The organism is Massilia sp. IC2-278 (assembly GCF_020708045.1).
In the GTDB taxonomy this organism is placed as follows: Bacteria; Pseudomonadota; Gammaproteobacteria; order Burkholderiales; family Burkholderiaceae_D; genus Telluria.
Window position 1 is genome coordinate 439,004 of the sequence record NZ_JAJFES010000003.1, and the last position, 17,028, is coordinate 456,031.

Sequence of the window (17,028 nt, forward strand, 5' to 3'; positions counted from 1 at the left end):
TCGTAACAGACGCGTAGAATGGTCTGAACGACAAGCAGCGGAGGCTTCATGGATTGCGACGTTCTGACCCTGGCGGGCCTGTGGAATTCGGGTCCGCAGCACTGGCAAACCCTGTGGGAAGCGCGCCACCCGCAGCTGCGGCGCGTGGAACACCGCGACTGGAACAACCCCGGGCGCGACGAATGGGTGGCCGAACTCGATGCCGCCGTCGGCGCCAGCAGCGGCGCGCCGATCCTGGTGGCGCACAGCCTGGGCTGCATCCTGGCGGCGCACTGGGCGCATTCGGGTTCGCCGCTGCGCGCCGCCGGCGCGGTGCTGGTGGCGCCGAGCGACGTCGAGGCGGCTTCGTATCCGATCGACGCCAACGGCTTCGCGCCGGTGCCGATGACCAAGCTCCCCTTCCCCTGCATCGTGGTGGCCAGCAGCGACGATCCCTTCGTCACGCGCGAACGGGCGCGCGCCTTTGCCGATGCCTGGGGCGCGCGCTTCGTGGAGATCGGCGCCGCCGGCCATGTGAATGCCGACAGCGGCCATGGCGACTGGCCCGAGGGCGAGCGCATCCTGCTCGACTTCTGCGCTGAATTGCGTAACTGAGTGCGCGCTTGAAGCGGGCCTGAGGTCAGCCCGGGAGCCAGCCTGAGCGGCGCCGCGCGTGCGCGATGCGGCATGGGTTATCATTTCGTCCAAACCCGACAGGCACCCCGATGGCCACTCACCCCACTCCGCTCGCGCGTCCGCTGTCGCTCTACCTCGACTGCTGCCGCTTGCTAGCGGCCGTGCTGGTCGTGGCCAGCCACTACGGACCGTATGGCGTGATCACGCGCGGCGCCGACGGCTGGGTGCCGAACCTGGGGCGCGAGGCGGTGATCGTGTTCTTCGTGCTGTCCGGGTTCGTCATCGCCTACACCACCGAACAAAAGAACCCCTCGCTGCGTGCGTATGCCATCGCACGCTGTACCCGTATCTATTCGGTGGCGCTGCCGCTCTTGCTGTTCGCGTTCGCCGCCGCCACGGCCCTGGTCTGGTCCGGGCGGGTGCCGGCGCGCCAGCTGTACGAGGTAGCCAAGCCCTGGCTGTACCTGCCGCTGCATTTGCTGTTCATGGGGGAACTGTGGACGATTTCCGAGCCGCCGCCCTTACTTGGGCCGTACTGGTCGCTGGGGTACGAGGTCTGGTATTACGTGTTGTTCGGGGCCGCGTTCTATTTGCGTGGCGCCGGGCGGGTGGTGGCGCTGGGCTCGCTGCTGTTGTTCGTGGGGCCGAAGCTGTGGCTGCTGCTTCCAGTGTGGGCCAGCGGGGTGTGGCTGTATCACTGGCAGAAATCGCATGCGATCGGGCGGCGCGCGGCGCTGACGGGGTGGGTGGCGAGCTTTGTTCTGCTGGCGCTATTCAAGCTGAGCGGGAGCGACGTGTTCCTGCGCATGTGGGCGCGTGAGGCTTGGCCGTTTCCGGCGGTGCCGCTCAGGAGTGCGGATCGGGTGCTGGCGGATTATGTGGTGTGCGGGCTGGTGCTGGTAAATTTCTGGTGTGCGCGCTGTGTGGGGTTTGCGGGCTTGCTGCGTTTCGAGCGTCCGATACGGGGGCTGTCGTCGTACACCTTTACGCTGTATCTGGTGCATGCGCTGGTGATGAGTTTGTGGCTGATACTGGTCCGGCATGATCGGAACAGTGCGGTCGATATTGCGGCGTTGACCGTCTTGATCGTTGCGGTGACCTGGGTGGTGGGGCAGTTGACGGAGCGGCGCAAGCATTGGTTTCAGATGGGGTTCGAGCGCTTGGCAGGCGTTGTCCGGCCGGTGCGCGCCGGGGCGCGGTTTTAAGGCCGACGTTCAGCGGTTCGTGGCGCTGTTGCGTGGGCCGTTATTGGTGGGTTGAATCCGCGTGGGCACAGGTGCCCACCCTACGGTCACCGCTAACGGCGAGATCATACGAAACCCGGATACGTAGCGTGTCCCGTAGGGTGGGCACCTGTGCCCACGCGGATCAAACCTACCAATACCGTCACAGGCAACAGCCCCATTAACGCCGACTCACCATAAAAAAGCCGGGCACACAGCCCGGCTTTCACTTCACACCACCGCGCGAATTACTTCGCCAGCAGCATCTCATTCAAACGCTTCACGAACGACGCCGGATCCGCCAGGCTGCCGCCTTCGGCCAGCATCGCCTGGTCGAACAGGATATGCGACCAGTCGCCAAAGCGCGCACCTTCCGCATCCTCGTACTTCAAACGCGTCACCAGCGGGTGATTCGGATTGATCTCGAGAATCGGCTTCGACTCCGGCGCATTCTGGCCCGCGGCCTTCAGCATGCGCACCAGGTTCGCCGACAGCTCGTGCTCGTCCGCCACCAGGCAGGCCGGCGAATCGGTCAGGCGGAAGGTCACGCGCACGTCTTTCGCCTTGTCGGCCAGCGCGGTCTTCATCTTCTCGACCAGCTCCTTGTACTGGGTCTCGGTCTCTTCGTGTTCCTTCTTCTCGGCTTCGTCTTCGAGCTTGCCGAGGTCCAGCCCACCCTTGGCCACCGACACCAGTTCCTTGCCCTCGAACTCGGTCAGGAAGGACAGCATCCACTCGTCCACGCGGTCGGCCATCAGCAGCACTTCGACGCCCTTCTTGCGGAAGATTTCCAGGTGCGGGCTGTTCTTGGCGGCGCTGTAGCTGTCGGCGGTGACGTAATAGATCTTGTCCTGGCCTTCCTTCATGCGGCCGACGTAATCCTCGAACGACACGGTCTGCTCGCCCGACTCGTCATGGGTCGAGGCAAAGCGCAGCAGCTTGGCGATGCGGTCCTTGTTGGTCGCGTCCTCGCCGATGCCTTCCTTCAGCACCTGGCCGAATTCCTTCCAGAAGGTGACGTACTTGTCCTTGCCTTCCTGCTCTTCCGAGTTCGCCATCTCTTCCAGCATGCCCAGCACGCGCTTGGTCGAGCCTTCGCGGATCACGCGCACGTCGCGCGACTCCTGCAGGATTTCGCGCGAGACGTTCAGCGGCAGGTCGGCCGAGTCGATCACGCCCTTCACGAAGCGCAGGTAGGTCGGCATCAGCTGCTCGGCGTCGTCCATGATGAAGACGCGCTTCACGTACAGCTTGATGCCGCCGCGCTTGTTGCGGTCCCACAGGTCGAACGGCGCGTGGCTCGGCACGTACAGCAGCTGGGTGTATTCGCTGCGGCCTTCCACGCGGTTGTGGGTGTAAGCGAGCGGCTCCTGGAAGTCGTGCGAGACGTGTTTATAGAACTCGTCGTACTGTTCCTTGGTGATGTCCGACTTCGAACGGGCCCACAGCGCGCTGGCCTGGTTCACGGTCTCGAACTCGTCCTTCAGGACGGTTGCTTTCGCTTCCTCGTCCCACTCTTCCTTCTGCATCAGGATCGGCAGCGAGATGTGGTCCGAGTACTTGCGGATGATGCCTTTCAGCTTCCAGTTCGACAGCAGCTCGTCCTCGCCTTCGCGCAGGTGCAGGATGACGTCGGTGCCGCGGCCGGTTTTCTCGATGGTCTCGACGCTGTACTCGCCCTCGCCGCCCGACTCCCAGCGCACGCCTTCCGTGCTTTCCGCGCCGGCGCGGCGGGTTTCGACGGTAATCTTGTCGGCGACGATGAAGCCCGAATAGAAGCCCACGCCGAACTGGCCGATCAGGGCGGCGTCCGCCTTCTGGTCGCCCGAGAGCTTGCTGAAGAATTCCTTGGTGCCCGACTTGGCAATCGTGCCCAGGTGCGAAATCACCTCGTCGCGGCTCATGCCGATGCCGTTGTCCGAGATCGTGATGGTCTTCGCGTCCTTGTTGAAGGCGACGCGGATCTTCAGTTCATGGTCGTTGCCGTACAGGGCATCGTTGTTGATCGCTTCGAAGCGCAGCTTGTCGGCGGCGTCGGAAGCGTTCGAAATCAGTTCGCGCAGGAAGATTTCCTTGTTCGAGTACAAGGAGTGGATCATCAGTTGCAGCAGCTGCTTTACTTCGGCTTGAAAGCCAAGGGTCTCTTTTTCGGCGACAGCCATCTTATTCCTCTTGGAAACACAGGTTGAACGGATTGCCTCGATATGGGGATGGCAACATGCATTTCAAGAGGCGCCTGCAATCGGACCTTCGAAAGGCTCAGCTACGCACTGCCGATGGTGCGGCCACGGCCGGCGCCGCCAGCATGCGCCGCGCCGCCACATGCACCACCAGTGCGCAGCCCAGCGCCAGACCGAAGGCAGCGCCCAGCCCGCTCTGGCGCAGCTGCATCGCCAGCGTCACGCAGAACACGGAAAAGCCGAAGAAGCCGCAGACCATGCCACGCAGCAGCGCCACCGCGCTCGCGCGGCCGCTGCCGGCATGGGCAAAGCCGACCAGCACCGATCCCATCACCGGGAACATGGCGAAAAAACCGGACAGGCGCGCACCCATGTGGGCGGCGCCGGTCGTCACCAGCAGCACCAGGATGGCGGCGGCCAGCATACGCCAGGGCAGGTCGTTGCGCCGCGCGCCGCCGGCGGACGGCGCCACGGCCGGGAACAGGCGCACCGCCAGCAGCAAGGCGCACCAGACCAGCACGAAGGACACACCCAGCGCCGGGCGCAGGGTTTGCAGCAGCGCCACGGCCAAACCCCAGGCCGACAAGGCCAGCAGCATCGAACCGGCCACCTGCAGGCGGGCCGACGCCCAGGCATACACCATGCAAAACACCAGGATGGCGACCACCGACAGCAAGGTGCCCTCGGCGGCGCTGGCCGCAAATGGCACCCCCTGCTCCAGCGCCAGCGTCAGCAGGATCGGGCCTGCGACGATCGGAAAGGCCGACAGCCAACCGGCCACCGATGGCCCCCAGCGCCGCCCGGCCAGCGTGACCAGATAGATCAGCAGCGGCACCAGGGCGAGTTTGAGCGCGAGCACTGCTGTCATGGTCCTGTCCTTCACCTGGCAAGCCGGTCATCGGCAATCCGTTATGATAACACCAAGAAATATCATCTTTTCCCGGCAAGGCCTACGCTTGCAGGGCTGGAACGACACGGACAACCCATGCAAACCTTGCCGCCGCCGGTGGACCCGGCCCTCGCCTTCCCTGCCGCGCTGCGCCCCTGCGCAGTGCGGGTCGCCGCCGGACTCGCAGCGGGCGACCCGCACCCTCCCCGCTACAACTTTGCCGTCAGCCTGGGCGGCGAAACGCTCGCCATCCCCACGCGGGTCTATTACGCGCCGGAGCGCGTGGCGCAGGCCATCGCTGCGCCGGGCATGGATGGCCTGATCGCCTTGTGCCTCGGCACCCGGCACCACGACGGCTTCCTGCGTGAACGCTGCCTGCGCCGCCTGCTGGACGAGCGCCGGGACTGGATCGTTCCTTTCGTGGTGCAGCTGGTCGGGGAATATGTCGCCGAGATCGTCCAGCTCATCGAAGACGCGCTGCCACGGCTCGATGCCGCTGCCTACGGCCGTTTCCTGCTGGAGAATCCGCGCTTTCTCGCCACGACCGAACGGCGTGTCGTCAGCTATGGCTATGCCTATCCGGACTACCGCGAGAATGCCGGCCGCCGCGTGATCGCCGCATTCAAACGCATGCGCGACGCCTCCGATTCCGTATAAAAAGTACTCCGATTATGTAGTAACAACAATTCCATCGCCGCCGCATGGAATAGGCGAAATGGTGTCTTTCACAGCTGGCAAGTCGTACAATACCGGTCTCATTCACCGCAACAGGAACACCCATGTCCCGCATCTCCGTTTACGACAAACTCACCGAACTGAACATCACCCTGCAATCGGCCCCTGCGCCGGCCGCCGCCTACGTCATGTTCGTCCAGACCGGCAACCTGGTCTTCATCTCGGGCCACATCGCCAAGAACGCCGACGGTTCTGTCAACGCCGGCCAGCTGGGCAAGAACAAGACCCTGGAAGAAGGCCAGGCCGCCGCGCGCGCCATCGCCATCGACCTGATGGGCACCCTGCAGGATGCCTGCGGCGGCGACCTGACCCGCGTGAAGCGCATCGTCAAGCTGATGAGCCTGGTGAACTCGACCCCGGACTTCACCGACCAGCACCTGGTGACCAACGGCGCCTCGGAACTGTTCGGCGAAGTCTTCGGCGACGCCGGCAAGCACGCCCGCTCGGCCTTCGGCGTGGCGCAGATCCCGCGCGGCGCCTGCGTCGAGATCGAAATGATCGTCGAAGTGGCCTGATCGACCAGCGTTTCACGGCCCGGCCCACCCGGCCGGGCCTTCACCGCAGCCTACCCGGCGCGCGCCTTTTAACGACCGCGAGACCAGCATGAAAATCGAGAACCCGAATCCCATCCAGTGGCAGTTTTCCGAGCGTGCGCAGCAGTTGCAAAGCTCCTTCATCCGCGAAATCCTGAAGATCACCCAGCGTCCGGAGATCATCTCGTTCGCCGGCGGCCTGCCCTCGCCGGCCACCTTCCCGGTCGAGCGCATGAAGGAAGCCTACGACCGTGTGCTGACCGAAACCGGCAAGGTGGCCCTGCAATACGGCCCGACCGACGGCTACGGCCCGCTGAAGGAATGGATCGCGAACTCGCTCTCGACCGAAGGCACGAAGATCCTGCCCGAGCAGATCCTGATGGTCTCGGGCTCGCAGCAGGCGCTCGACTTGATCGGCAAGGTCCTGATCGACGAAGGCAGCCGCGTGCTGGTGGAAACCCCGAGCTACCTGGGTGCGCTGCAGGCATTCTCGGTCTACCGCCCGGAATTCGGCTCGGTGGCGACCGACGACCACGGCCTGGTGCCGTCCTCGGTCGAAGCCGTCACCGGGGTGGCAAACAACCGTGCGCGCCTGCTGTACTCGCTGCCGAACTTCCAGAACCCGACGGGCCGTTCGCTCTCGATCGAGCGCCGCCTGGAACTGGTCGAAACCTGCGCCCGCTTGCAGCTGCCGCTGATCGAGGACGATCCCTACGGCGCGCTGTCGTACAAGGGCGAACCGATGCCGAAGATGGTCGCCATGAACCCGGAAGGCGTGATCTACATGGGCTCCTTCTCGAAGGTGCTCACGCCCGGCATCCGCCTCGGTTACGTGTGCGCGCCGTTGCCGCTGGTGCGCCGCCTCGAGCTGGCCAAGCAGGCGGCCGACCTGCATACCGCCCAGCTGACCCAGATGGTGGTCTACGACGTGGTCAAGGACGGCTTCCTCGACCAGCACATCCCGACCATCCGCACCCTGTACGGCAACCAGTGCCAGGCCATGCTCGACGCGATGGAAGAGCACTTCCCGAAACAGGTGACGTGGACCAGACCGGAAGGCGGCATGTTCATCTGGGTGACCCTGCCGAAAGGGATCGACGCCATGAAGCTGCTCGACCAGGCGATCGCCGCGCGCGTCGCCTTTGTGCCGGGCGCGCCCTTCTACGCCACCGATCCGGAAACGAACACCCTGCGCCTGTCGTTCGTGACGGTGCCGCCGGAGCGCATCCGCGAAGGCATCGCCATCCTCGGCCAGCTGATCGCCGCGGCTTTGTAAGAGGTTGCAACTTCACCACGAAATGGACGCCATGTGCGTCCATTTTTTTCGTTGGAAGCTATTCCAAAAGCATGAACAATCCGGCAGAACACTCTGAACGGCCAGAAAATCTATCCTATTGGCAACAAAAATTACCGCTTTCGCTGAGTTCGGCGTAAAATTTGAACAACATCAAAACTGGCCCACCTGCACGTCCATGCCCACCCTCGCCCAGGTCTCTGCCGCCGCTCCGCGCCAGGCCGCCATCCTCATCGTCGATGACGCCCCCGCGCACCTGGGGGCGCTGCGTTCCATGATGCTGCAGCAGGGTTACCAGACTTTTGTCGCCAATTCCGGCGAACGCGCGCTCGGGATCGCCCAGCGCGCCCTGCCCGACCTGGTCCTGCTCGACATCAACCTGCCCGGCATGGATGGTATGGAGGTCTGCCGCCGCCTGAAGGCCCATCCGGTCACCTGCAACATCCCGGTGATCTTCATGAGCGCGCGCACCGAGACCGAGGACATCGTCGCCGCCTTCGACATCGGCGCCGCCGACTACATCCCCAAGCCGCTGCGCCTGGCGGAAGTGTGCGCCCGCGTGCGCGCGCAGTTGCAGTTCCGCCGCACCAGTCTGTCGCAGCAGGAACAGGCCGAGCGCCTGCGCCTGATCGTCAACAGCATCGACGAAGGCCTGATGATCATCGAGGCCAACGGCCGCATCCAGTATGCCAATCCGGCCTGCGACCGCTACCTCGGCTACGGCCCCGGCGAACTGGCGGGCGTTCGCCTCGACAGCCTGCTGGCGCCCTCGGTGGCCCAGGAATACCTCGACATCTTCAGCCGCAGCCTGGCCGGCGCCGCCGCCAGCCCGCCGTTTGCGCGCGACTGCCGCGGCGCGCGCGAAGTGCTGATCCGCCAGCGCGACGGCATCCTGCGCGCGATGGACTTCACGCTCACGCCGATGCTGGCCGACCAGCCGCTGTTCGTCGCCCTGCTGCACGACATCACCCATCACAAGCAGTCCGAGACGGCGCTGCAGCGCGCGGCCCTGGCCGACCCGCTGACCAAGATCCCGAACCGGCGCCACTTCGACAGCTTCCTGGAAAAGGAATGGCAGCGCGCGGTGCGCAGCAGCCAGCCGCTGTCGCTGATCGTGCTCGACGTCGACCACTTCAAGGGCTACAACGACAGCCTCGGCCACGCCGCCGGCGACGCCTGCCTGCAGCAGGTGGCGATGGCGCTGCAGTCGCACGCGCTGCGCGCCACCGACATCGCGGCGCGCTACGGCGGCGAGGAATTCGTGCTGCTGTTCGGCGAAACCGGCTTCGAGGCCGCCGCCACGCTCGGCGAAACCATCCGCGCCCACATCGAATCGCTGCACATCCCGAACCCGGGCTCGACCACCTCGGAATGGGTGACGGCCAGCCTGGGCGTGGCCACCATCGTGCCGACCCAGCTTGACGACTTGAAGAGCTTCTTCGTGGCGGCCGACCGCGCCATGTATGCGGTCAAGGATGCAGGGCGTAATGGAGTGCGCGCGGTGCGCACCGGCAGCGCGCACCTGGAGCCGGCGCTGTCCTGATCAGAGCTGGCGCGGATAACCGGTAATGTCGGCGATCCGCCTGTACAGCGGCTGCAAATTCCGGTACATCTTCTTGTAGACCTCCCTGTACAGCCGGTCGTAGATGGCGCGGTTGCCTTCGATCGGCTCGAACACCCGCCCCACCCGCGTCATGCTCGCCACCGCACTGGCGAAATCCGGATACAGCCCGAGCCCGACGGCGGCGTCGATGGCGGCGCCCAGGCCCGAGGTTTCGTACACGTGCGGGCGCGCGGTCGGCAAGCCGAAGATGTCGGCCGTGAGCTGCATCGCCGCGTCGCTCTGCGAGCCGCCGCCGGACACGCGCAGCTCGGTGATCCGCACGCCGCTGCGCCGCTCGATGCGTTCCTTCCCTTCGCGCAGCGCATACGCCAGCCCTTCCAGGATCGCGCGGTACACGTGGGCGCGGGTGTGCACGTCGCCGAAGCCGATGATCGCGCCCTTCGCTTCGCGCCCCGGCACGCGGATGCCGGGCGTCCAGTAAGGCTGCAGCATCAGGCCCATGGAACCGGGCGGCACCGAGTCGGCCAATTCGTCGAACAGGGCTTCCGGCGCCACGTCTTCCAGCAGCGCGCGGCTTTGTTCCATGTGGCCGAACTGCTCCTTGAACCAGTTGACCATCCAGTAGCCGCGAAATACCTGCACCTCGGTGCTGTAGGCGCCGGGGATCGCGGCCGGATACGGCGGCACGAAGGGCGTGACCTCGACGTACTTGCGGCTGGTGGTGTTCACGGTGGCCGTGGTGCCGTAGCTCAGGCAGCCGACGTGCGGCTCGCTGCAGCCGGCGCCCAGTACCTCGCAGGCCTTGTCGGCGGCGGCCGCGAACAGCGGCGTACCTTGCGGGATGCCGGTAGCCCGGGACGCATCCGCATCGATTGCCCCCAGCCGGGCGCCGGGCGGCGCCAGCGCGGGCAGCATGCGCGCTTCAATCGCCAGCGCCTGCCACTTCCAGTCGCGCCCTGTCGCCCACGCGTGGCGCCGGTAATCGAAAGGCAGGTAACCGACCTGCGCGCCGCTGGAGTCGATGAAGCGCCCGCACAGGCGCCAGTTCAGGTAGCCCGACAGCAGCAGGAACTTGTCGGTGGCGTTCCACACGTCCGGCTGGTGGGCGCGGATCCAGTTGATCTCGGCCTCGCCGCGGAAGTAGTCGATCGTATTCGACACCCGCGCCAAGCGGAAGGCGCCGCGCCAGAACGGGCCGATCGGCGGTACGGTATCGGTGCGGCGCTGGTCGAGCCAGGTAATGGCCGGGCGTAGCGGCCGGCCATCGCGGCCGAGGTTGACCACGGTGCCGCGCTGGGTGGTGACCGCCACCGCGCGCACGGCGGCGCGCTCGGCGCCGGGCTGGGTCCACAGGCCCTGGCAGGCGCGGCACACGGCCTGCCAGTAATCTTCCGGCTCGTGCTCGGCCCAGCCGGGCTGCTGCGAAAAATAGGCTTGCAGCGGCACCTGGCACTTGGCGACGATGTCGCCGCGCAGGTCGAACAGCAAGGCGCGTACGCTCTGGGTGCCGTTGTCGATGGCGAGGATCAGGGGCGCGAGCGTCATGCCGGCTCACTATCTTGAGCAGCGCGCGGCAAACTGTAGTGGCGGACCCAGAGCGCGGCGTAGGCCGCTTGTTCCCCCTCCCAGCGCGCATCGTTCCATCCCAGCTCCGCCTGGCAGATGGCGCGGATGCGCTCCATGTGGCCGGCCCCGCCGCCGCGCAGCAGCAGGCCGATGCGGGTGCGGCGCAGCAGCAGGTCGTCCAGGTGCTCGACGGCCTCGGCGCGCGCGGCCCAGCGCAGCTCGGCCCACAGGGTGTCGGTGCCGGGAATCTGTTCGAGTTCGCCGTCCTGCGCCGCATCGACCAGGGCCTGGGCCTGCGGGCCGTGGCGGCCCGCCAGGCGGCGCAGCAATGGCGCCGGCATGCGCCGCGGCGCGGCCGGCAGGGCGACGGGTGCGTAGATCGTGCACGGCGCCAGCGCATCGTTCCAGCCGGGCAGCTGGCGCTTCGCCTGGCGCAGCACGTCGAGGGCGATCGCGCGGAAGGTGGTCAGCTTGCCGCCGGTGACGCTGACCAGGCCCTTGCCGCACCAGATCGCGTGCTCGCGGCCCAGCTTCGACGGCGCATCGCCGGTGCCGCTGTCGACCACGGGCCGCACGCCGGCATAGGTGGCGATCACGTCTTCTTCGCCCAGGCCAAGTTCCGGGAACTGGGCCTGCAAGGCTTGCAGCAGGTAGTCGAGTTCCGGGCGCGTGATCGCGGCTTCAAGCGCCAGGCCGTCGCGGTGGTCGACATCGGTGGTGCCGACCAGGGTCGCGCCTTCCCAGGGAAAGGCGAACACGGGACGGCCGTCGCCTGGGTGCATCAGGCTGATCGCCTGCGCCAGCGGCAGGCGCCAGGAAGGCAGCAGCAGGTGGCTGCCGCGCAGCGGACGCAGGCGCGGGCCGCCCGTGGCAAGCTGGCCGGCCCAGGCGCCGCCGGCGTCGATCACCAGGCGCGCGCGCACCTCGAACAAACCGGCGCCGCCGGCATCGTCGCGCAGCACGGCGCCCGTTACCTTGTCGCCCTCCTTCAGCAGCGAGCGCACGGTCAGGTAGTTGACGGCGGCAGCGCCGTGGCGGCGTGCTTCCAGCAGCGTGCGCAGCACCAGGCGCGCGTCGTCGGTCTTGGCATCAAGGTACACGATGCCGCCGGCCAGTCCTGCGCGCGCCACGTTCGGCGCCAGCAGGGCGAATGCGCCCGCGTCCTGCCAGTGCCGCTCGCGCCGTCCGGCAAACAAATCGTACAGCGCCAGGCCGGCCAGCATGGTGCGGCGCTTGCGGCGGCTGGCGCCGTAGTCGGGAAAGGCAAAGCGCTGCGGCTCGACCAGGCCCGGCGCATCGCGCAGCAGGGCTTCGCGCTCGCGCACCGCTTCGCGCGTGAGTTTCACGTGGCCCTGGGCCAGGTAGCGCAGGCCGCCGTGCACCAGTTTCGACGAGCGGCTCGAGGTGCCCCAGGCGAAGTCGCGCCCCTCGACCAGCAGCGCGCGCAGGCCGCGCCGCGCCGCTTCGAGCAGGATGCCGGCGCCGGTGATGCCGCCGCCCACCACCAGCACGTCCCATTCGCGCGCCAGCAGCTCAGGCAGGCCTGCCCGCCATCCGCCCTGCCAGCCCGGATCGCCGCCCCCGTTCATGGCAGCACCAGCTTGCCGGGGTTCATGCGCCCTTCCGGGTCGAATTCGCGGAACAGGGCGCGCATCGCCGCCATTCCCATTTCTCCCTTCTCCGCCGCCAGCCAGGGCGCGTGGTCGGCGCCCACGCCGTGCTGGTGGCTGATGGTGCCGCCGCTGGCGACGATGGCGTTCGATACCGCCCGCTTCAGGTCGCGCCAACGCGCCAGGTCGGTCTCGAAGTCGCCCGCCAGGCGGTACACGAAGGTCGAGTACACGCTGGCGCCTTGCGGGTAGATGTGCGACAGGTGGGTGTAGGCGTGCACGCGTTCGCCGTGGGCGGCAAAGGCTTCGGCAGCCGCGGATTCGACCGCATGCATGGCGCGCGTGACGTTCGGCCAGTCGACGGCCGTCTCCACGGTGTCGATGGCGTAGCCGCGGGTCCAGGCCGTATTGCGCAGGTAGACGTTGCGGAAGCGCCCGTGGCGCCAGCGCTCGCCCAGGGCGCGGCCGATGTGCACGCCGCCGCCCAGCTGCAAGGCCGCGCGCAGGGCCGCCTTTGCCGCCTTCGGCGCGCCGGTCACGCCGATCATCAGCATGCATTTGCCTGCGCCGCAGCCGCGCCAGCGCAGGTAGCGCTCCAGCAGGCCGACCTGTTTGGCGTGGCCGGCCAGCGCCAGCATGGTCGTGGTCTCCAGCGCGTTCGACAGGCGCAGCATCGACAGCGGCAAGCGCGCCTGCGACAGTTCGCGCACGGCCCGTTCGGCCTGTGCCCAGTCGGGGAAGAAGACCGCGTGGAAGGCTTCGTAGTCGGGCAGGCGCGAGACGCGCACCGTGGCCTCGGTGAGGATGCCGAGGCGCCCTTCGGAACCGAGCACGATCTCGCGCAAGTCGATGCCGGCGGCCGAGGCCGGGAAGGTCGGGATCTCCAGCGTGCCGTTCGGCGTCTCCACCCGGCCACCGGCGAACAGGCCCTCGATGCGGCCATAGCGCAGCGACTGCTGGCCGGACGAGCGCGTGACCACCCAGCCGCCCAGGGTCGAGTATTCGAAGGATTGCGGGAAGTGGCCGAGCGTGTAGCCATGCGCGCGCAGCTGGGCTTCCAGGTCGGGGCCGGTGACGCCGGCGCCGAAGGTGGCCAGTTGCGCCTCGCGGTCCAGCGCGACGAGACCGCGCATGCGGCGCATGTCGATGCACAGCGTGGGCTGCGCGGCGTCGGACACGTTGACATGGCCGGCCACGCTGGTGCCGCCGCCGTAGGGAATCACGTCCGCACCGCAGCGCCGCGCGTAGGCCAGCAGCGCGCGCACCTGCTCGGCGCTTTCGGGAAAGGCGACGCCGTCCGGCACCGGACCCAGGCGGCCGTGGCGCAGGCGCAGCCAGTCGGGCAGGCTCTGGCCGAGCGCGTGCAGGGCGCGCGTCGCGGGTGCGGCGTCGACCAGCGGATGCGGCGCCAGGCGGCCAGGCCCGATCGACGCGCACGCCTGGTCGAAGCCGGCATCGACCGGCGCCGTACCGCTACCGATGCGTGTTTGCAGGAAGGCGAGCGCCTCCTCGTTCAGCGCCACGTCGACCGTTTCGTCGCCCCAGCCATTCCACCGTTTCATGCGGGTTTACCTTTATACTCTTTCAACATTCGCGAAGCGTATGCGAGAAGCCAGCCGCCGTATTGCTCCTTTATGACAAAGCCTTGTTCGATTGCGCCAGCCGCCGACAACCCGCCGCAGCGGGTGACCGGGTTCTACCTGCAGCCGCTGCTCGACGCCGCCGCCGCGCGCGGCGTCACGGCCCCGGCCCTCGAGCGCGCCGCCGGCCTGCCCGCCGGGCGCCTGACGCCCCTGCCCGACTCGCTCGCCGCCGCCGACTACATCCGCCTGCTCGACGCCGGCGCCGAACTGGCAGACGATCCCCACTTCGGCCTGCACGTGGGGGAGTGCGTGAAGCTCGGCACCTACAGCGTGTACGGCCTGGTGCTGCTGGCCTGCCGCGACATCGGCCAGGCGCTGGAGCAGACCATGCGCTACGAAGCCCTGGCCCACGACCTGGGCCGCTCGCAGGTAACAGTGAGCGGCGCCACGGCGCGCTACGAATGGATCAGTCATTACCCGCACGCCAGCCGCCACCTGGTGGAAAGCGTGTTCGCCGGCATCCAGACCTTCGGCCGCTGGCTGGCGGGCGGCGCGCTGCCGGTGGCGCGGATCGCCTTTGCCCACGCCGGCGAAGCGGCAATGGACGAATACGAGCGCGTGTTCGGCAGCCGTCCCGTGTTCGATGCGCCGGCCAACGGCGGCGAGTTCGACGCGGCCCTGCTGGCGCTGCCGGTGCCGAACGCCGACATCTCGCTGTATCCGGTGCTGCAGCAGCACGCCGAGCGCCTGCTGGGCCAGCGCGAACCGGGCGCGCCGGCCATCGTGGCCCGGGTACGTGCCGCCATCATCCGCAACCTGGCGCACGACCGGGTGCGCCTGGCCAGCATCGCCCAGGAACTCGATTTGTCGCCGCGCACCCTGCAGCGCAAGCTCAGCGAAGCCGGGTCCAGCTTCCAGGCGGTGCTGGACGGCGCCCGCCATGCCCTGGCCCAGGATTACCTGCGCCAGCCGGGGCTATCGCTGGCCGACATCGCCTTCCTGCTCGGCTACCAGGAGCAGAGCGCGTTCACCCATGCGTTCAAGGAATGGTCGGGCACGAATCCGGGCGCGTGGAGGGAGCGCGCCGCATAGGATGCCACCTCGCGTGGCCTCCTTTTTATCGGCGCTATAATGGTCCTTTTCGCATTGCCCGGGACCGCCGTGAATCCACATCTCGACAAACTCCACCCCTACCCTTTTGAGAAGCTGCGCGAGCTGTTTGCCGGTATCACCCCGCATGCCGACTATGCGCCGATCAGCCTCGGCATCGGCGAGCCCAAGCACCCGACGCCCGCCTTTATCGAAAAAGCCCTGACCCACGCGATTGCCGGCCTGGCCAACTACCCGAGCACGATCGGCAGCGAGCCGCTGCGCGCGGCGATCGCCCACTGGCTGGAGCGCCGCTATGCGATTCCCGCGCTCGACCCGGCCACCATGGTGCTGCCGGTGAACGGCTCGCGCGAGGCGCTGTTCGGCATCGCCCACGCCGTGGTCGACGCCAGCCGCCCCGACCCGCTGGTGCTCAGCCCGAACCCGTTCTACCAGATCTACGAGGGCGCGGCCTACCTGGCCGGCGCCTCGCCCTGGTTCGTGAACTCGGACCCGGCGCGCAACTTCGCGCCCGACTTCGGCACCGTGCCCGACGACGTGTGGGCGCGCGTGCAGCTGCTGTATATCTGCTCGCCGGGCAACCCGACCGGCGCCGTGCTGTCGCTCGACGACTGGCGCGAACTGTTCGATTTGAGCGACCGCCATGGCTTCGTGATCGCGGCCGACGAGTGCTATTCCGAGATCTACTGCGGCTCCACGCCGCCGCTGGGCGCGCTCGAAGCGGCGCACCAGCTGGGGCGCAGCACGGGCGAGCGTCCGTATGCGAACCTGATCGTGTTCTCCAGCCTGTCGAAGCGCTCGAACGTGCCGGGCATGCGCTCGGGCTTCGTGGCCGGCGACCCGGCCGTGGTGAAGAAATTCCTGCTGTACCGCACCTACTGCGGCGGCGCCATGTCGCCGCCGGTACAGGCAGCGTCGATCGCGGCCTGGAACGACGAGACCCACGTGCAGGACAACCGCACGCTGTATAAAGAAAAGTTCAACCTGATCACGCCGATGCTGCGCCAGGTAATGGACGTCGAACTGCCCGACGCCGGCTTTTACCTGTGGGCCGACGTGCGCCGGACCGGCCTTTCCGACACCGACTTCGCACGCCGTCTCTACGCCGAATATAATGTGACGGTTCTGCCCGGCAGTTATCTCGCGCGCGACGCGCACGGGACCAATCCGGGCCGCAACCGTATCCGCATGGCGCTGGTGGCAGGCGTGGACGAAGGGCTAGAAGCAGCCACGCGCATCGTCCAGTTCTGCCAGAACTTGCGCACCGCATCCTGAAACAGAGAGCATTCAATCATGACCCAACAACTCCAGAACATCATCGACACCGCGTGGGAACAGCGCGCGGACTTCAGCCCATCGACCGCCCCTGCCGACGTGCGCGACGCCGTCGCCCAGGTACTGGCTGGCCTGGATGCCGGCACCCTGCGCGTGGCCCAGAAAGAAGGCGGCGAGTGGATCGTCAACCAGTGGATCAAGAAGGCCGTGCTGCTGTCGTTCCGCCTCGAGAACAACGTGCCTGTCGCCGGTGGCGGCGGCATGCAGTTCTACGATAAAGTGCCGACCAAGTTCGCCGACTACAGCGCCGAAGACTTCGCCAAGGGCGGCTTCCGCGTGGTGCCACCGGCCGTCGCACGCCGCGGCTCCTTCATCGGCAAGAACGTGGTGCTGATGCCGTCGTACGTCAACATCGGCGCCTACGTCGACGAAGGCACCATGGTCGACACCTGGGCCACCGTCGGCTCCTGCGCCCAGATCGGCAAGAACGTCCATCTGTCGGGTGGCGTCGGCATCGGCGGCGTGCTGGAACCGATGCAGGCCAATCCGACCATCATCGAAGACAACTGCTTCATCGGCGCCCGCTCGGAGATCGTCGAAGGCGTGATCGTCGAAGAGAACTCGGTGATCTCGATGGGCGTGTACATCGGCCAGTCGACCAAGATCTACAACCGCGAAACCGGCGAAGTGACCTACGGCCGCGTGCCGTCGGGTTCGGTGGTGGTGTCGGGTAGCCTGCCGTCGGCCGACGGCAAGTACAGCCTGTACTGCGCCGTGATCGTCAAGCGCGTGGATGCGCAGACGCGTTCGAAGACCGGTATCAACGAGCTGCTGCGCGGTATTTGATATCG

14 protein-coding genes are annotated in these 17,028 nt (G+C 67.2%); 9 read left to right on the top strand and 5 right to left on the bottom strand.

Annotated elements, in window-relative coordinates; genetic code table 11:
- The first annotated feature begins 48 nt into the window (after positions 1 to 48).
- Both LK540_RS09665 and LK540_RS09670 read left to right on the top strand, forming a co-directional pair.
- Positions 49 to 594: an alpha/beta hydrolase gene (locus tag LK540_RS09665; protein ID WP_229437067.1), complete on the top strand. Its 546-nt coding sequence runs from the start codon at positions 49 to 51 to the stop codon at positions 592 to 594.
- A 110-nt stretch (positions 595 to 704) separates the two neighbouring features.
- The gene (locus LK540_RS09670; RefSeq protein WP_229437068.1) at positions 705 to 1,820 is read left to right on the top strand and encodes an acyltransferase; all 1,116 of its coding nucleotides are present in this window, start codon (positions 705 to 707) and stop codon (positions 1,818 to 1,820) included.
- 266 nt (positions 1,821 to 2,086) lie between these two features.
- Here LK540_RS09670 and htpG read toward each other — a convergent pair whose 3' ends face one another.
- Both htpG and LK540_RS09680 read right to left on the bottom strand, forming a co-directional pair.
- Complete coding sequence (htpG, locus tag LK540_RS09675) at positions 2,087 to 4,000, bottom strand: molecular chaperone HtpG (RefSeq protein ID WP_229437069.1); 1,914 nt, start codon at positions 3,998 to 4,000, stop codon at positions 2,087 to 2,089.
- Between the two features lie 97 nt (positions 4,001 to 4,097).
- Complete coding sequence (locus tag LK540_RS09680) at positions 4,098 to 4,886, bottom strand: hypothetical protein (protein WP_229437070.1); 789 nt, start codon at positions 4,884 to 4,886, stop codon at positions 4,098 to 4,100.
- A gap of 117 nt (positions 4,887 to 5,003) precedes the next feature.
- Here LK540_RS09680 and LK540_RS09685 point away from each other — a divergent pair, with 117 nt between their 5' ends.
- The 4 genes from LK540_RS09685 to LK540_RS09700 all read left to right on the top strand — a co-directional run bounded on the left by LK540_RS09685 (position 5,004) and on the right by LK540_RS09700 (position 9,012).
- Positions 5,004 to 5,564, top strand: coding sequence for a hypothetical protein (locus LK540_RS09685; protein WP_229437071.1), 561 nt, complete (start codon positions 5,004 to 5,006; stop codon positions 5,562 to 5,564).
- Between the two features lie 131 nt (positions 5,565 to 5,695).
- The gene (locus LK540_RS09690) at positions 5,696 to 6,157 is read left to right on the top strand and encodes a RidA family protein (RefSeq protein WP_229437141.1); all 462 of its coding nucleotides are present in this window, start codon (positions 5,696 to 5,698) and stop codon (positions 6,155 to 6,157) included.
- A gap of 88 nt (positions 6,158 to 6,245) precedes the next feature.
- A complete protein-coding gene (locus tag LK540_RS09695; RefSeq protein ID WP_229437072.1) occupies positions 6,246 to 7,451 on the top strand; it encodes a PLP-dependent aminotransferase family protein in 1,206 nt (401 codons plus the stop codon).
- 196 nt (positions 7,452 to 7,647) lie between these two features.
- Positions 7,648 to 9,012, top strand: a complete 1,365-nt coding sequence (locus LK540_RS09700; RefSeq protein ID WP_229437073.1) for a diguanylate cyclase — start codon at positions 7,648 to 7,650, stop codon at positions 9,010 to 9,012.
- On the opposite strand, the gene LK540_RS09705 is transcribed toward LK540_RS09700, so the two are convergent.
- The 3 genes from LK540_RS09705 to LK540_RS09715 are packed head-to-tail and all read right to left on the bottom strand — an operon-like array spanning position 9,013 to position 13,771.
- Positions 9,013 to 10,578, bottom strand: a complete 1,566-nt coding sequence (locus LK540_RS09705) for an FGGY-family carbohydrate kinase (protein WP_229437074.1) — start codon at positions 10,576 to 10,578, stop codon at positions 9,013 to 9,015.
- Positions 10,575 to 12,188 (bottom strand): glycerol-3-phosphate dehydrogenase/oxidase, encoded by a 1,614-nt coding sequence (locus tag LK540_RS09710; RefSeq protein WP_229437075.1) that lies wholly within the window; start codon positions 12,186 to 12,188, stop codon positions 10,575 to 10,577. The genes LK540_RS09705 and LK540_RS09710 overlap by 4 nt, the downstream gene beginning before the upstream one ends.
- Complete coding sequence (locus LK540_RS09715; protein ID WP_229437076.1) at positions 12,185 to 13,771, bottom strand: FAD-binding oxidoreductase; 1,587 nt, start codon at positions 13,769 to 13,771, stop codon at positions 12,185 to 12,187. The genes LK540_RS09710 and LK540_RS09715 overlap by 4 nt, the downstream gene beginning before the upstream one ends.
- A 72-nt stretch (positions 13,772 to 13,843) precedes the next feature.
- Here LK540_RS09715 and LK540_RS09720 point away from each other — a divergent pair, with 72 nt between their 5' ends.
- The 3 genes from LK540_RS09720 (at position 13,844) to dapD (ending at position 17,023) form a co-directional block, all read left to right on the top strand.
- Positions 13,844 to 14,884, top strand: a complete 1,041-nt coding sequence (locus LK540_RS09720; protein WP_229437077.1) for an AraC family transcriptional regulator — start codon at positions 13,844 to 13,846, stop codon at positions 14,882 to 14,884.
- Positions 14,885 to 14,953: 69 nt separating this feature from the next.
- Positions 14,954 to 16,177: a succinyldiaminopimelate transaminase gene (gene dapC / locus LK540_RS09725; protein WP_229437078.1), complete on the top strand. Its 1,224-nt coding sequence runs from the start codon at positions 14,954 to 14,956 to the stop codon at positions 16,175 to 16,177.
- Positions 16,178 to 16,195: 18 nt separating this feature from the next.
- Complete coding sequence (gene dapD, locus LK540_RS09730) at positions 16,196 to 17,023, top strand: 2,3,4,5-tetrahydropyridine-2,6-dicarboxylate N-succinyltransferase (RefSeq protein WP_229437079.1); 828 nt, start codon at positions 16,196 to 16,198, stop codon at positions 17,021 to 17,023.
- The last annotated feature ends 5 nt before the right edge of the window (positions 17,024 to 17,028 follow it).

What these genes read in the sequence shown, in the direction of transcription:
- LK540_RS09685 (WP_229437071.1), top strand. Translation starts at nt 5,004, where the DNA reads ATGCAAACCTTGCCGCCGCCGGTGGACCCGGCCCTCGCCTTCCCTGCC.
- LK540_RS09700 (WP_229437073.1), top strand. Translation starts at nt 7,648, where the DNA reads ATGCCCACCCTCGCCCAGGTCTCTGCCGCCGCTCCGCGCCAGGCCGCC.
- LK540_RS09680 (WP_229437070.1), bottom strand. Translation starts at nt 4,886, where the DNA reads ATGACAGCAGTGCTCGCGCTCAAACTCGCCCTGGTGCCGCTGCTGATC.
- LK540_RS09695 (WP_229437072.1), top strand. Translation starts at nt 6,246, where the DNA reads ATGAAAATCGAGAACCCGAATCCCATCCAGTGGCAGTTTTCCGAGCGT.
- LK540_RS09720 (WP_229437077.1), top strand. Translation starts at nt 13,844, where the DNA reads ATGACAAAGCCTTGTTCGATTGCGCCAGCCGCCGACAACCCGCCGCAG.
- dapD (WP_229437079.1), top strand. Translation starts at nt 16,196, where the DNA reads ATGACCCAACAACTCCAGAACATCATCGACACCGCGTGGGAACAGCGC.
- LK540_RS09670 (WP_229437068.1), top strand. Translation starts at nt 705, where the DNA reads ATGGCCACTCACCCCACTCCGCTCGCGCGTCCGCTGTCGCTCTACCTC.
- LK540_RS09665 (WP_229437067.1), top strand. Translation starts at nt 49, where the DNA reads ATGGATTGCGACGTTCTGACCCTGGCGGGCCTGTGGAATTCGGGTCCG.
- LK540_RS09715 (WP_229437076.1), bottom strand. Translation starts at nt 13,771, where the DNA reads ATGAAACGGTGGAATGGCTGGGGCGACGAAACGGTCGACGTGGCGCTG.
- htpG (WP_229437069.1), bottom strand. Translation starts at nt 4,000, where the DNA reads ATGGCTGTCGCCGAAAAAGAGACCCTTGGCTTTCAAGCCGAAGTAAAG.
- LK540_RS09710 (WP_229437075.1), bottom strand. Translation starts at nt 12,188, where the DNA reads ATGAACGGGGGCGGCGATCCGGGCTGGCAGGGCGGATGGCGGGCAGGC.
- LK540_RS09705 (WP_229437074.1), bottom strand. Translation starts at nt 10,578, where the DNA reads ATGACGCTCGCGCCCCTGATCCTCGCCATCGACAACGGCACCCAGAGC.